This is a genomic window from Tenacibaculum retecalamus, from assembly GCF_027941755.1.
GTDB lineage: Bacteria > Bacteroidota > Bacteroidia > Flavobacteriales > Flavobacteriaceae > Polaribacter > Polaribacter haliotis_B.
In genome coordinates this window covers 1,211,774-1,226,100 of record NZ_CP115916.1, presented here as the reverse complement: position 1 = coordinate 1,226,100, position 14,327 = coordinate 1,211,774, and the positions used below count along the sequence as shown (strand labels likewise).

The window sequence follows — 14,327 nt, the reverse complement described above, 5'->3', positions numbered from 1 at the left end:
AATAAGAAAACGTCATTGTAAAATGACTGCGAATATATCTGTTTGAGATTATTCGTAATTTTACAATGACGCTTACACTCAAACCGAGTGCAAAAATATAATTATTTTTCTAACTTACCCTCTAACATCAAAAAGAAGCTATATTCTTCGGCAGTTTCTTTTAAGGAATCAAATCTACCAGAAGCTCCTCCGTGACCAGCTTCCATATTTGTATGCAAAAACAACTTATTATCATCGGTTTTTACTTCTCTTAATTTCGCTATCCATTTGGCTGGTTCCCAATATTGTACTTGACTATCATGCAGTCCTGTTGTAATTAACATATTCGGATATGCCTTTGCTGTTACTTGATCGTACGGAGAGTATGATTTAATATAATCGTAATATTCTTTATCGTTCGGATTTCCCCATTCATCATATTCACCTGTCGTTAACGGAATTGTATCATCTAACATCGTTGAAATTACATCAACAAAAGGTACCGCAGCAATAATTCCGTTATATAATTCAGGATTCATATTTACAATAGCTCCCATTAATAAACCACCTGCAGATCCGCCCATGGCGTATAAATGTTTTGGTGATGTGTAATTGTTGTCTATTAAATATTTTGAGCAATCAATAAAATCGTTGAAGGTGTTTTTCTTATTCAACATTTTTCCATCTTCATACCAATCACGTCCTAAATATTCACTTCCTCTAATATGCGCTAAAGCATACACAAAACCTCTATCTAACAAGCTTAAACGTGTTGTTGAAAATCCGTCTGAAATCGTATATCCGTATGATCCGTATGCGTATTGTAAAATTGGAGTATCTTTTGTTAACTTTGTGTCTTTATGGTGTACAATTGATAACGCCACTTTTTTCCCATCTCGAGCAGTAACCCAAATACGCTCACTTACATAATTATTTTTATCAAATTTACCTCCTAAAACTTTTTGTTCTTTTTTGACTTCTTTTGATTGATCTTTCATATTGAAATCAATCACCGAACTTGGAGTTGTCATAGAATTGTATGAATAACGAATTACATCGGTATCAAATTCCGGATTTCCATGCACACCTGCTGAATACGTTTCTTCATCAAAAGGTAAATAATAATCTTCGGTATTGTCCCAACGTTTAATACGGATTTTATTCAACCCATTATTTCTTTCTTCTAAAACTAAATAATCTTTAAATATTGAAAAATCTTCGAATAAGGTATCTTTTCTATGCGGAATTACATCTACCCAGTTTTCTTTCTCCGTTTTACCTTCCGGAGTTTTCATCAACTTAAAGTTGGTTGCACCGTCTTTATTTGTTTTAATATAAAAATGATCTTCGTAATGTGCAATGTCATACTCTAAATCGCGTTCACGAGTTTGAATCATTCTAAAATCACCGTCAGGATTATCAGCTTCTAGCACTTGGTATTCGTTAGAAACCGTACTATATGAACCGATTACAATATATTTTTTAGATTTTGTTTTAGTAACGAAAGTTCCGAAAGTTTCATCTTTTTCTTCAAAAATTAATTCATCTTCAGCAGTATCTGTTCCAAAAACATGCTTATAAATTTGTGAACTACGTAATGTGTCTGGATCTTTTTTAGTATAATACAACGTTTTATTATCGTTTGCCCAAACAGCACCTCCTGTAGTGTTTTCTATTTTATCAGGATAAATTTCTCCTGTTTCTAAATTTTTAATTTTTATAAAATACTGACGACGACTTACCGTATCTGTCGCAAAAGTTGTTAATTTATTATTAGGCGAAATACTTAAACCACCTAATTGAAAATAATCATGCCCTTTTGCTTCATCATTTACATTAAACATAATTTCTTCCTCAGCCTCTAAATTGCTCTTTTTACGGCTGTGAATAGGATATTGTTGCCCTTTTTCATAACGAGAAATATAAAAATACCCATTGCTTTTATAAGGTACAGATTCGTCATCTTCTTTAATACGACCTTTCATTTCTTCAAATAACTGCTCTTGAAACCCTTTCGTTTCTTTCGTTTTATCTTCATAAAAAGAATTTTCAGCTGTTAGATAATCGTATACTTTTTGAGTTTGTTCGTCTTTAACTTCTGCATTCTTTTGAGCATCAGTTAAACGCATCCAAAAATAATCATCAGTACGTATGTCTCCATGTTTTTCTAAAGTTGTTGGTTGCTTTTCAGCAACTGGAGCTATTATATCTTTCTTCATTTCTTGTTTTTTGCAGGGAGCAAAAATAAGGCTAAAAGATATAGCACGGAACATTATTTTTTTCATTTTATTTTAGATTGATTAAATCCCTTCTAAAATGGTATTTTTGTTTGAAAATAAATTAAAAAAGATGTTTGGAGATATTTCTGGAATGATGGGTAAATTGAAAGATGCTCAACAAAAAGTTGAAGCAACTAAAAAACGTTTAAATACCGTTTTAATTGATGAAGTTACCACTAATGAAACTTTAAAAATTACAGTGACTGCTAATAGTCAAATTAAAGCAATTTCTATTGATGAATCTTTATTAGAAGATAAAGAAGAATTAGAAGATTATTTAATACTAACCATAAACAAAGCTTTAAAAAGAGCGCGTGATATTAACGAACACGAATTAGCAATTGCTGCAAAAGATGGAATGCCAAATATTCCTGGAATGAATATGTTTAAATAAATGAAAAATGTTTTTACAATTAGATGATTACATGCTACCGTGTTTAAACAAAAAACTCTTTGGAGTTGATTGCTTAGGTTGTGGTATACAACGTGCTATAAGCTTATTAATTCACGGAGAATTTGTTGCTGCCTTTAAAATGTATCCTGCTATATATACTTTATTAATCTTAGCTTTTTTTATTGTGATAAATTTCTTTTACAAAGTTAAAAATTCTCAAAAAATTATAAGTATTTTAGCTATTATTAATGTACTTATTATTGTAATAAGTTACTTTATAAAAATGAATCAATTAATTTAAACTTTATTAAAAAAAACTATGGAAAAACAAAAATTACCAAATTCAACAGGTGTTTTAGTATTAGGAATTCTTTCAATATTAACATGCTGCTGTTATGGTTTCATCGGATTAATTTTAGGAATCGTTGCTTTAGTTTTAGCTAAAAAAGCTACTACTTTACATAATAACAACCCTGAAGATTATAACGGAATTAAAAATGTTAAAACAGGTAAAATTTTAGCGATTGTTGGTATTATTTTAAGCGCTATATATCTTATTTTAATAATAGGTATGATTGCTTTCTTTGGTTTAGAAACAATACAGAATCCGGAATTATTTAGAGAGTCATTAGAAAACTTACAATAATAGATTACTCTATTACATAAAAAGCGACCAATTTGGTCGCTTTTTTATTACAACATTAAACTAATCTATAATTCATTAAAATGTTTTATAATTTAAAAAATCGTTTAAATTTAATATTATTCTTTATAATTATACCCTTGTCATTAAACGCTCAAGAAGTTAGAGCTATAAATAATAAAGGGACTATTATAAAGGTTAACAACAATAAAGTAACAACATTAAATACTCAACCTACAGATCCTGTAGAAAATGATATTTGGTTTGATACTAGTATTACACCGACAGTTACTAAAATTTGGGACGATGTTGATGGTTGGAAAATACTATTAACACCAAATACAGATAGTAAAACTGTTATTTTGAATAGAGAAAGTGCTGTTACTTTAAGTAATACTACAAACACTTTTTACGACCTTCCCTTAAACATCCCTCAAATACAGTTTATAAACACCTCGTATTATTCTATTGTAGGAGATTCTGAAATTAGAGTACTAGAAGATGGTAATTATTTAATTTCAGGTGAAATATCTCTTACAAATATGCCTTCTGGTGATACCAAATTTATTTTAGCTGTATTTATTAATGATGTTAGAAGAGGTTATTTATCTAGAGGTTTTGCTTCTTTACCTTCTCAAGATTTTTGGGGAACCACAGGCACATTAATGTATGCTTTAAATCAAAACGATCGTGTAAATATTAGATACGTTATTAATGCTGGTGGAAGCACATTAACTTCTAATTTTTTAAACATAGGTATTACTAAATTATAGTATCATATCATTCCTTTTGCTTTAAACTCTAGGTATTTATTTATCACATTAACCGATAATTGCTGTGGCTTTGTTAAAATAGCATGAATACTATTTCGCTCTAGTTCTTTTACAATTAAACGCTTCTCAAATGCATATTTCTCTGCTATTATTTTATGATACACACTCTGTAAATCTTCTGAATTCTCGTTTATCAAACTATCTAACTCTGTGTTTTCAAAGAGAACAGTAACTAACAAGTGTTTTTTAGCAATTGCCTTTAAATAAGGCAGCTGTCTTTTTAAAGCTGAAATATGTTCGAAGTTTGTATATAAAATTAGTAAACTTCGTTGATTAATCTTTCTTTTAATGGTTGCGTATAATAACGCGAAATTAGCATCGGTAAAATCGGTTGTTATATTATACAGTTCTTCGTTAATTACTGATAGATTTGTTTTCTTATTACTCGCTGCTATAATTTTTTCTACATTTTTAGAAAACGTTAGTATTCCTGCTTTGTCGTTTTTTAACAATGCAATATTTGAAAACGCTAAGGTTGAATTTATTGCATAATCTAATAAACTCAAACCTTCAAAAGGCATTTTCATAACACGCCCCAAATCGATAATTGAATAAATAGGTTGTGATTTTTCATCTTGATATTGGTTTACCATCAACTCACCTCTTTTGGCTGTTGCTTTCCAATTTACGTTACGTACATCATCACCCGGAATATAATTTTTAATTTGTTCAAATTCCATTGTTTGCCCGATACGTCGGATTTTCTTCATTCCGAATTCCGTTAAGTTATTGTGCATCGCCAAAAACTCGTATTTCTTCATCTGAATATAAGACGGATATACTTTTACTTCCTTATCATCTGAAAAAGTATATCTTCTTGAGAACATTTGTAAAGCTGAAGAAACAAAAACATGTACATTTCCGAATATATAAGCGCCTCTTTCTACTGGGCGAACACTATACGTAAACGTTGATTTTTCTGCGGATTGTAACGTTGTTTTATAATCGAAATCTCTCTTTTGAAACTGCTTTGGCAATTCATCTACCAAGCCAATAAAAACCTGAAACGGATAATTATTTTCTAAAGTAATTGCAATTTCATTTTCATCAGAATTTGATAATTTATCTGAAACTACACGCTTTGATGAAAATCCGTTTTTAAATCGATATAAAATAGCTAAATCGATACACATCGTTATTAAAAACAGCCATACCAATACCCATGTTACATTGTAAATAACCGGAAACCAAAACGACAGTAAAAACAATGCCGAAAGCACGCTTATATAACTAAAAAAGCGACTGTGAATGTATATGGATTTAAAGAATTTAATCACTATCTCGGAACTTCTACAGATTGAACAATCATCTCAATAACCTTATCTGTTGTCATCCCTTCCATTTCACGTTCGGGAGTTAACATAACTCGATGACGCAATACCGGATAAATACTCTTTTTTACATCTTCAGGAATCACAAAATCACGTCCGTTAATTGCTGCAAAAGCCTTTGAAGCCATTAAAACGGCAATACTTGCTCTTGGCGAACCTCCTAAATATAAATGTGCATTGTTACGTGTATTTGAAATTAGTTGCGCGATGTATTTTATAATTTTTTCTTCTACCAATACCTCAAAAACCTTGCTTCTGTATTCTAATAAATCCGTTTCTGTTAAAACAGCTTCGATTTTAGATTGTGGTAATGCTCCTTTTCTGTCATTATGAGCAGTGATTATTTTAATCTCCTCTTCTAAATTCGGATATCCAACATTTATTTTGAATAAAAAACGATCTAACTGTGCTTCTGGCAACGCGTATGTTCCCTCCTGCTCTATTGGGTTTTGAGTTGCTAAAACCATAAATGGCGGATTCATAACATAACGTTCACCATCCATCGTAATTTGCTTTTCCTCCATCACCTCAAACAACGCTGCTTGTGTTTTTGCAGGCGCTCTATTTATCTCATCAATCAATACAATATTTGAAAAGATAGAGCCTTTTTTAAATTCGAAATTAGATGTTTTCATGTTTAAAATAGACGTTCCTAATACATCCGAAGGCATTAAATCGGGCGTAAACTGAATTCTACTAAAATCGGTAGCTATGGTTTTTGCTAGTAACTTTGCAGTAACTGTTTTTGCAACTCCTGGCACACCTTCAATCAATACATGTCCGTCTGCTAATAACGAAACCAATAACAATTCAATAAAATCTTCTTGACCAACAATTACTTTTGCTAACTGTTCTTTTATTTTACCAACTGCTTCTTTTAATTTTGATAAATCTATTCTGCTTGAAAATAGTTCACTTTCTTCTGTTGGATTATTTTCTGTATTCATGTTTTTATTTTTTATGCTTTAAACTCTTCAATTGCTTTATTTAAAGCAATCAACTCTTCTTCTGAAATTTTATCTTTAGTATTTATGCTATCTATATTTTTAAATAACTCCTCAACTTTTTCTACTGAATTACCACTTCTGCTTGCTAGTTTATTATAAAAAATAGCGTCAATTTTTAAGGTTGATAATCGGTGTGTAATTCTTATATATTCTAAAAAGTAATTTATTTTATGCGTAGCTATATTTTTATGATCTGATTTTTCATAATACATGTTCGCAATAGTACGTGTAAATGCTAAAGTCTGATTTTTTAAAGGTGTAATTACAGGAATTAATCGCTGATTTCTTTTTCCTTTAAAAATCACAAAAAACAAAACGCCTATTAATGCTATATAATAGGCTCATTTTAAATGTTTAGAGCTTAAAATGTAGTGCATTGGTGATGAAATTCCGCTTTTTCCTGTTTTATAATACGCATCCCAAAGAATTGTAGCGCTATTACTAGTTCTTGAGTTTCTGCTTGAACTATTATTCTTATTAACATTCAAATACGATAATACACTTGCTACATAGGTGTAATTAGTATCTAAAAGCATGTTGTAGTTGGTAAATGCCTGCGGAAATGTATGCAAATAAAAAGCACCTTTTCCGAATTTGGTTTTAATAAAATTTGGTTTACGACTTACAACGGAATCTTTTTCATTTCTGATTAATAACTCGCCTAAAATAGTTGTTTTTAAGGTATCTATTTTAGAAAAATACGCTTTCGAGAAATCTCTATCAAAATGATATTCTTTTGTATCTAAATTTTTATTTACGAGTTTTTGGTATACCTTTTCTTCAAAAGCCGTAGTACTTAATTGTTTTGTTTTAACATTAAGTGTGTCAATATGAATACCGTTGGTCGCTATAAAAACATCATTTCCTCTTGCTACAAATTTTAGTAATTCGTTAAACTCCTCTTTACCAAAATTTAGCTTTCCATCAACAAAAAAATAAGTTCCTTTATTGGTGGAATCTTTTAAAAATAAATAGGGAGATTGATAAACATCTCTTATTTTTTTATCAGCAAATAATGCTGGCATTTGTTTATGCAATACATAGGTTCCGTAAGGAATTTTATGTTTCGCATCATAACTCGGAAACCAATTAATTTCTTTTGGTTTTATAGACTCGATATATACAATACCAAGCAGTATAAATACCAATAAACCAATATATACTTTTAGTTTTTTATCCAACTTATTAAATTTTAGCAATCACTTTTTTAAAGTTCATTTCTGCTTTTAAAAACTTTTCTTTATCAATTAAAAATTCTCCATACCAAACATAATCGTATAAATGAGTTAGTGTTTCAAACTCTTTATACAAACTTTTATTTGTGGCTAATTCTTTTATATAATCTTCATTTGTTTTTTCTTGCTGCCAAGAAATCAGCTCTTTTTCTGATAATTTTTTCAGTAACAATAAATAGTAATAACGCGTTGCTAATTTAAAATTCCCATTGGTTATTGCCGTTTTAATTAACGCAGGTAAATCCTTTTCTTTTATTAGCGCTTCTTCATCAGATAAGTTTACAATAGATGGTGCTTTTTTACCATCAATAATATTACGTGCATTTACTTTTAAGAAAAACTTAATAATTAAAAACAATACTAAACCTGCAATTACATAAGGTAAAACGTTTAAAATCCATTTAAAAAAACCCATGGCTGGCGAAATATCATCAAAAAGGTAAGACAATATTTTTTTAATTGTTCGTTTAAACCAATTCCATGCTTTTTCTAAAATAGTAGGTTCGCGTTTTTCTACAACATATATAAAAGCATCTTGCTTTTTATAAGCCTCAATTTTTTTGTTGTCGAATTTTTTCAATTCGATAAATTCAGTGTCAAACTGAACCGTTTTCTCTTCAGATGTTTGTGCAAACACCTGAAGAGAAAACAGTAAGAATAGTATGTAAAAAAGAATCTGTTTCAAAATATTATTGACCTAAACTATCAATTGTTTCAATGGTTCCTGTTAAATTTTTCTGTTCGTTAATATCAAAATATAAAAACACGTTGGTTACTAAAGTGATAGCATAAAACATTAATTGCCCTACGATAGAAACTAAATTTAGCAGCAAATAAATAGGATCACTAAATAAACCAAATATAGCTGTTGGATCTTGGCTATTAAGCCCGATTCCCATTTGTATAAATTGATATATCACGGCTGGAATTTGAAAAATATAACCTAGCACTCCAACTAAAAGACTAACAACAATAATAACTCCGAAAGTTTCCCAAAAATGTCCGCTTACAAAACTAAAACATTTACCGATTGTATCAGTTGCTGATTCATTTTTAAATACTAAAATCGACGCTCCTAAAGATAAAACCGTCCATGTATAAAACATCGGAAAAACACATAACATTACACTTATAAAAAGTATAATCCCTGACAAGAAACCAAACCCCATAAAAGACCAAAAACGTTCTTTGGTGTTACGCGAAATTTCTTCTTGATTTACAGCTCCGTTATTATCAATATATGATTTTATATAGTGCATACCTGCTAAATTGATAAACACAAATGCTACTAAATATGCAACCATCATTATTAAAATAGCTGCAAACATTCCTACAACCCCGCTTGTATCTTGCGACATTAATGACGAGATAGACATCATATAATATATCATTGCTGCTACTGCTATTAAAATAGGAATTGCTGCTGTTTTTAATATCGTTAAAAAGAATTGTTTCCCTTCTAATCGTATAAACTTAAAAGCATCGGTGATAATGGCTCCTAAATCTCGTTCTTTTTTAAATTGTATGTATTCTTTATTCATAAGTTGATTGATTGATAATTGATTTTTTATGTAGTTGAATTGGGTATATTACATAGTAAAATATAATACTTGCTAAGGATACTAAAATAATAGTGATTGCTAACCAATCTGGCATTTCGGTATGACGCGTTACAAAACCTTCTAAAAATCCGGCGATGATAAAAAACGGAATCGTACTTACCATAATTTTTAATCCGTCTTTCATACTTCGTTTAAAAGACTCTAATCGAGAATAGGTTTCGGGAAATAATAATCCGTTTCCTAACACCAAACCTGCGCAACCTGCAATTACAATTACTGATATTTCTATGGTACCGTGAATCCAAATCGTACGAGACGATTCCCATAACAATCCTTTATCGTAAAAGAAGTACAAAAACGAACCTAACATAATACCGTTTTGCATCATTATATATAAAGTTCCAACAGAAAACAGTATTCCTAAAACAAAAGCAAACATGGCTACTTTTATATTATTGATGGTAATACCAATAAACATATCTACTTCGTTGGCTTTTTTATAAACTGCCATCGGATCGCCTTTTTCAATATTTTCTAACGTCATGTTTACATAACTGTCACCTAAAATAAGGCGAACAAAATCAACATCATTAGCAGAAGAAAAAGCACCAACCATACTAAAAAAAGCAAACACACCAAAGGCTATGAACAACTGTTTTTGATGTTTGTAAAATGATAAAGGAAACTCCGTTTTAAAAAAACTGATGAACCTATTTTTACTTTCTTTTTTAGTTTTGTAAATTTTTTGATGCGCTACAGATCCTATCGAATTTAAATACACCACTGTATTTCCGTTCGGATAAAAGGTTTTGGCATAACTTAAATCGTCAGTCAACTCAACATATAAGTCAGATAATTTATCTGGAGAAAGGCTTGTTTTCTTGTACAAAGCATCTTCAAACAATTGCCACTTCTCCTTATTTTTTTTTACAAAGGCAGCTTCTCTCATTCAGAAAAAAAATTATAGCAAATTTTAAGAGAAACGTCTCTAATCATAGAATATTTTTATCTTCGCTAAACTAAAAAAAGTTGAAAGAACAATCAATAAAAAATTGAAAAACTAATTCATGGATAATTTTCAAATAGAAACTGCTCAAAATATTTCAATAAATCAAAATGTAGCACATATTACTACCCGAATTGGTTCTTACTTAATAGACGCTTTATTTATTGCAGGTTATTATATCATTCTTTTTTTTATAATGGCAATGCTAAATATGGCTCCTAGTATGAAATATATGAGCATATATATGCTATTAGGCTTACCTGCTTTTTTTTACAGTTTACTTTTTGAAGTTTTAATGAACGGACAAACACCTGGTAAATATTTTAATAGCACCAGAGTTGTAAAAATAGACGGATCAAAACCAACATTTGGTAGTTATTTAATACGCTGGTTATTACGTATTATAGATTTTACTTTAGCTGGTGGATCTGTTGCTGTTTTAACTATTCTTTTAAACGGAAAAGGGCAACGTTTGGGTGATTTAGCAGCAGCAACTACTGTTATTTCTGAAAAGAAAAGAATTACCTTAAAAGATACTATCGCCAATGATATTGACGATAATTACGTACCTCTTTACTCACAAGTTACCTTACTTACCGATAGTGATATTCATACCATTAAAAAAGTATATAACGACGCTAAAAAGAAAAGAAACCATCAAGTAATTCTAAAATTACATTTAAAGGTTAAGGAGTTAACGAATATTACTACCGACCAAAATCCGATGGATTTTATAGACACCGTTATTAAAGATTATCATTATTTCGCGCAGCAGTAAATAGCTTTTTACTATTAGATAAAAGTATTCAACTTTACTTCATTCAAGGTCAGGTCGAGCGTAGTCTAGGCCTCTTTTTTAAGAACCTAAAAATTCTCGACTGCACTCGAACAGACTATTATATGTTCTTCAGCTTTAAAAAACAATTTGTTATTTCATTAAATACGAATCAGTTAAAAAATTGTTGATTTTTGGTTGATAAAAAGACAATGGCAAGTCATTTTTAAGTTGATTAATATACTATTTTCGCCTTCCTTATCAATCTATAAATTCAGGATTTCTTCAGCGCATGAAAAACGAAAAAAACTGGTTACAATATTATAAAAACAGCTTGTCTGATAGTGAAAACCTGGCTATTGATATTTCTAAAATCAAGAACTTATTTCACCAACAATCTTCAGATTTAAGGAATGCGCTCATCAACTCTAAACAAGCAAATGAATTATTAGATGTCGAGGAACGCCGTATAAATCGTTTAAAAGGAATCACCAAAAAAGACAGTAACAAGTGGTATAAAGTTGAAGAAACTAAAATACTTATCTCTCCTTTTCATTTAGAATATCAAACGGATAATACTACGTATAAACAACGCCCAATACACCCTTTTTGGATTACTGCCGTTGTAAATCGTTCAGGACAATTATCAGCTCCTAAAGAATTGTTTCCTTTAATTGTTCGTAATTATTTAACGCCGGTTGCCGATGTTAAAAATGATTTTATTTTTTCTGAAATTGATACTGTTTTAGATGCCAAAGAACTTGAAACTCCATATACTGAATACGACGATGAAATAGTACCTTGGGATGAATACTGGAATTATATAAACGATATCTTTTCGGCAATTACCAATAGTAACTTAAATAATTATCAAATAGAAAGATACACGACAAAATATCAACTTACTTATTTTGCCATTAGTTCTAAAATTTCAACAGCAAAAAGTATTCTTTTCTTGTATGAAAACTTGTTGAAAAACGAAGAAGAATTACCAATTTTATCAAAAATAATAGATCCTACTGCAAAAAACAGAATTGAAGCTGTTACCGATACTGGTTTTTTAAATTACAACCATTTGCATTTAGGTCAAATGTCTAATGAGTTTCCTTTATCTGTAAGTCAGCGTAAAACGTTGCTCTCTTATTTAACCGCCGAAGAAAATGCGGTTACTGCGGTAAACGGATCTCCGGGAACCGGAAAAACAACACTTTTACAAAGTTTAGTAGCTACCGAATTTGTAAAAGCGGCAATTGCAGGGCAAGATGCTCCTGTAATTTTAGCTTGCTCTAACAACAACCAAGCAGTTACCAATATTATTGATAGTTTTGTTAATTCTGAAAGCTCGATGGAAGAATTAGCAGCACGTTGGATTCCTGATTTTAACGGATACGCAACCTATTTGCCTTCTAACTCTAAAAGTGAAAAAGCCTTAAAAAACATCAACTTCTTAAAAGGAAATATGTTTGGTAATGAAGGTACTTTATGTAATCTAGAAGATGAAAAATACTTAAACGAAGCCGAATATTACTTTTTAACAAACTATTGCAATTACTTTAATGCAGAAACAAATTCTTTAGAAGATGTTTGCGATGCATTACAAAACGAAATTATTACCATTGAAGATAAATTAATTGACGGAGTTCAGTTTTCTGCCGACTATATAACTTCCATCAATTACATTAATAACATTCTTATAAAAGAAGCCGATTACATTCAAAAAGATGCTTTTAAAATAGGAAGTCTTAAAGAATGGCGAACCATACTTACCAATTTAAAATCAGCCACAAAACAAGCCGATTTTATTGATCAAGTAAAAAAATATTTTAAAAATGATACTTCTGAAAATAATGAGAGTTTTATTTTCAAAATCACTGAAGATATCATTGCTAGTAACGACAAAACAATTGCTTTTATTAAAGAATGCATCGCTAATTTAAACTTAGCGCTACAAGCAAATCTAAAATTAAAAAACTGGAAAGCAGAAAACAAAATTAAAGGATTTCCTTTTGTTTCAGAAGAACAAATGTGAATACAATGAATATGAAAAGATAAGCTCTAAGGATAATTCACAGCGTTTTTTTTATGATGAAATTGATATGGAATTACGTCATAAAGCTTTTTTATTAGCAGTTCATTATTGGGAAGCGCGTTGGTTATTAGCCACAAAAGATGCTTTTGAAAACAATACCGAAAAAGGAACAGGAGAAAATGCTATTAAGAATAAATGGAAGCGCAGAGCAATGTTAACACCTTGTTTTGTGGCTACTTTTTATATGGCTCCTAGTCATTTTTTATACAGTCAATTTCAAGGAGAAGATGAAAACGGAAAACCTATTTTCGAGTATTTGCCCTTATACAATTTCTTAGATCTTTTAATTATTGATGAAGCCGGTCAGGTAACTCCCGAAGTTAGTATTCCTGTATTTTCATTGGCTCAAAAAGCTTTTGTCATAGGTGATTTAAAGCAAATCGAACCTATTTGGTCTATTCCTCAAAAAATTGATGTTGGTAATTTAACCAGTTTAAACATACTTCAAAATGAAAATGATGAAGATTATTTAACAAAAATGGGCTTTTTAGCATCAAGCGGTAGCATTATGAAAATGGCACAAAATGCCTGTGAGTTCGAAACACCTTTAGCTACTGAAAAAGAACAAGGATTGGTCTTATTAGAACACCGAAGATGTAACGATGAAATTATTAGTTTTTGCAACGAACTTGCTTACAACGGTATTTTAAAACCCATGAAGGGAAAAGCAAAAGACAACCAAGTTTTCCCATCAATGATGGCATATCATGTAGAAGGTTTTAGCGAACGTAAATTTAACAGCCGTTGCAATATAAACGAAGTAAAAGCCATTATAACTTGGCTGCAACAAAATAAAGAAAAGATACAAGAAGCCTATAATGTTGAAACGATCGAAAGTGTTTTAGGTATCATTACGCCATTTGCAAGTCAGAAAGGTGAATTATCAAAAGCATTAACCGAAGCCGGATTTAAGGTAAATAATATAAAATTAGGTACCGTACATGCTTTACAAGGTGCTGAAAGAAATATTATATTATTTAGTTCGGTATATTCTAACGAAGATGAAGGTACTATGTTTTTCGAAAAAGACAACAAGCCAAATATGTTAAATGTAGCCGTTTCTAGAGCCAAAGAAAGCTTTATTTTATTCGGTGATACTCGAATTTTTGATGAGACAAAAAACACACCCTCAGGTATTTTAAAAAAGCATTTAAATATTTACGAAACGGTGAGTTAAAATATTTATTTGAAGCT

Annotated in this window: 15 protein-coding genes; 7 read left to right on the top strand and 8 right to left on the bottom strand. The window is 30.3% G+C overall.

Annotated features, from left to right (window positions below):
* Positions 1-101: 101 nt before the first annotated feature.
* Positions 102-2,198, bottom strand: a complete 2,097-nt coding sequence (locus PG912_RS05945) for a S9 family peptidase (protein ID WP_275688848.1) — start codon at positions 2,196-2,198, stop codon at positions 102-104.
* A gap of 130 nt (positions 2,199-2,328) precedes the next feature.
* Here PG912_RS05945 and PG912_RS05940 point away from each other — a divergent pair, with 130 nt between their 5' ends.
* From PG912_RS05940 to PG912_RS05925, 4 genes are all read left to right on the top strand, one after another.
* The gene (locus PG912_RS05940; RefSeq protein WP_275689018.1) at positions 2,329-2,652 is read left to right on the top strand and encodes a YbaB/EbfC family nucleoid-associated protein; all 324 of its coding nucleotides are present in this window, start codon (positions 2,329-2,331) and stop codon (positions 2,650-2,652) included.
* Positions 2,653-2,659: 7 nt separating this feature from the next.
* Positions 2,660-2,953 carry a DUF2752 domain-containing protein gene (locus PG912_RS05935; protein ID WP_275688847.1) on the top strand — a complete coding sequence of 98 codons (294 nt, stop codon included), beginning with the start codon at positions 2,660-2,662 and terminating at the stop codon, positions 2,951-2,953.
* Between the two features lie 18 nt (positions 2,954-2,971).
* Positions 2,972-3,298 (top strand): CCC motif membrane protein, encoded by a 327-nt coding sequence (locus PG912_RS05930; protein WP_275688846.1) that lies wholly within the window; start codon positions 2,972-2,974, stop codon positions 3,296-3,298.
* Positions 3,299-3,378: 80 nt separating this feature from the next.
* Positions 3,379-4,068 (top strand): hypothetical protein, encoded by a 690-nt coding sequence (locus PG912_RS05925; protein WP_275688845.1) that lies wholly within the window; start codon positions 3,379-3,381, stop codon positions 4,066-4,068.
* Between the two features lie 2 nt (positions 4,069-4,070).
* On the opposite strand, the gene PG912_RS05920 is transcribed toward PG912_RS05925, so the two are convergent.
* Genes PG912_RS05920 through PG912_RS05890 form a run of 7 tightly spaced genes read right to left on the bottom strand, consistent with a single transcriptional unit; the run spans position 4,071 to position 10,212 of the window.
* Complete coding sequence (locus PG912_RS05920) at positions 4,071-5,402, bottom strand: DUF58 domain-containing protein (RefSeq protein ID WP_275689017.1); 1,332 nt, start codon at positions 5,400-5,402, stop codon at positions 4,071-4,073.
* Between the two features lie 2 nt (positions 5,403-5,404).
* The gene (locus PG912_RS05915; RefSeq protein WP_275688844.1) at positions 5,405-6,406 is read right to left on the bottom strand and encodes an AAA family ATPase; all 1,002 of its coding nucleotides are present in this window, start codon (positions 6,404-6,406) and stop codon (positions 5,405-5,407) included.
* A gap of 11 nt (positions 6,407-6,417) precedes the next feature.
* Positions 6,418-6,771 (bottom strand): hypothetical protein, encoded by a 354-nt coding sequence (locus PG912_RS05910; RefSeq protein ID WP_275688843.1) that lies wholly within the window; start codon positions 6,769-6,771, stop codon positions 6,418-6,420.
* Positions 6,772-6,807: 36 nt separating this feature from the next.
* Positions 6,808-7,647 (bottom strand): DUF4350 domain-containing protein, encoded by an 840-nt coding sequence (locus tag PG912_RS05905; RefSeq protein WP_275688842.1) that lies wholly within the window; start codon positions 7,645-7,647, stop codon positions 6,808-6,810.
* Between the two features lie 4 nt (positions 7,648-7,651).
* Entirely contained in the window at positions 7,652-8,338 is a 687-nt protein-coding gene (locus tag PG912_RS05900; protein WP_275688841.1) for a DUF4129 domain-containing protein, read from the bottom strand.
* 52 nt (positions 8,339-8,390) lie between these two features.
* Complete coding sequence (locus PG912_RS05895) at positions 8,391-9,242, bottom strand: hypothetical protein (protein WP_275688840.1); 852 nt, start codon at positions 9,240-9,242, stop codon at positions 8,391-8,393.
* Positions 9,235-10,212 carry a stage II sporulation protein M gene (locus tag PG912_RS05890; protein ID WP_275688839.1) on the bottom strand — a complete coding sequence of 326 codons (978 nt, stop codon included), beginning with the start codon at positions 10,210-10,212 and terminating at the stop codon, positions 9,235-9,237. The genes PG912_RS05895 and PG912_RS05890 overlap by 8 nt, the downstream gene beginning before the upstream one ends.
* A gap of 118 nt (positions 10,213-10,330) precedes the next feature.
* Between PG912_RS05890 and PG912_RS05885 the strand changes: the two genes are divergently transcribed.
* The 3 genes from PG912_RS05885 (at position 10,331) to PG912_RS05875 (ending at position 14,310) form a co-directional block, all read left to right on the top strand.
* A complete protein-coding gene (locus tag PG912_RS05885; protein WP_275688838.1) occupies positions 10,331-11,047 on the top strand; it encodes an RDD family protein in 717 nt (238 codons plus the stop codon).
* Between the two features lie 289 nt (positions 11,048-11,336).
* A complete protein-coding gene (locus PG912_RS05880; protein ID WP_275688837.1) occupies positions 11,337-13,073 on the top strand; it encodes an AAA domain-containing protein in 1,737 nt (578 codons plus the stop codon).
* Positions 13,051-14,310 carry a DEAD/DEAH box helicase gene (locus PG912_RS05875; RefSeq protein WP_275688836.1) on the top strand — a complete coding sequence of 420 codons (1,260 nt, stop codon included), beginning with the start codon at positions 13,051-13,053 and terminating at the stop codon, positions 14,308-14,310. Before PG912_RS05880 ends, PG912_RS05875 begins: the two co-directional genes overlap by 23 nt.
* Positions 14,311-14,327: the final 17 nt, after the last annotated feature.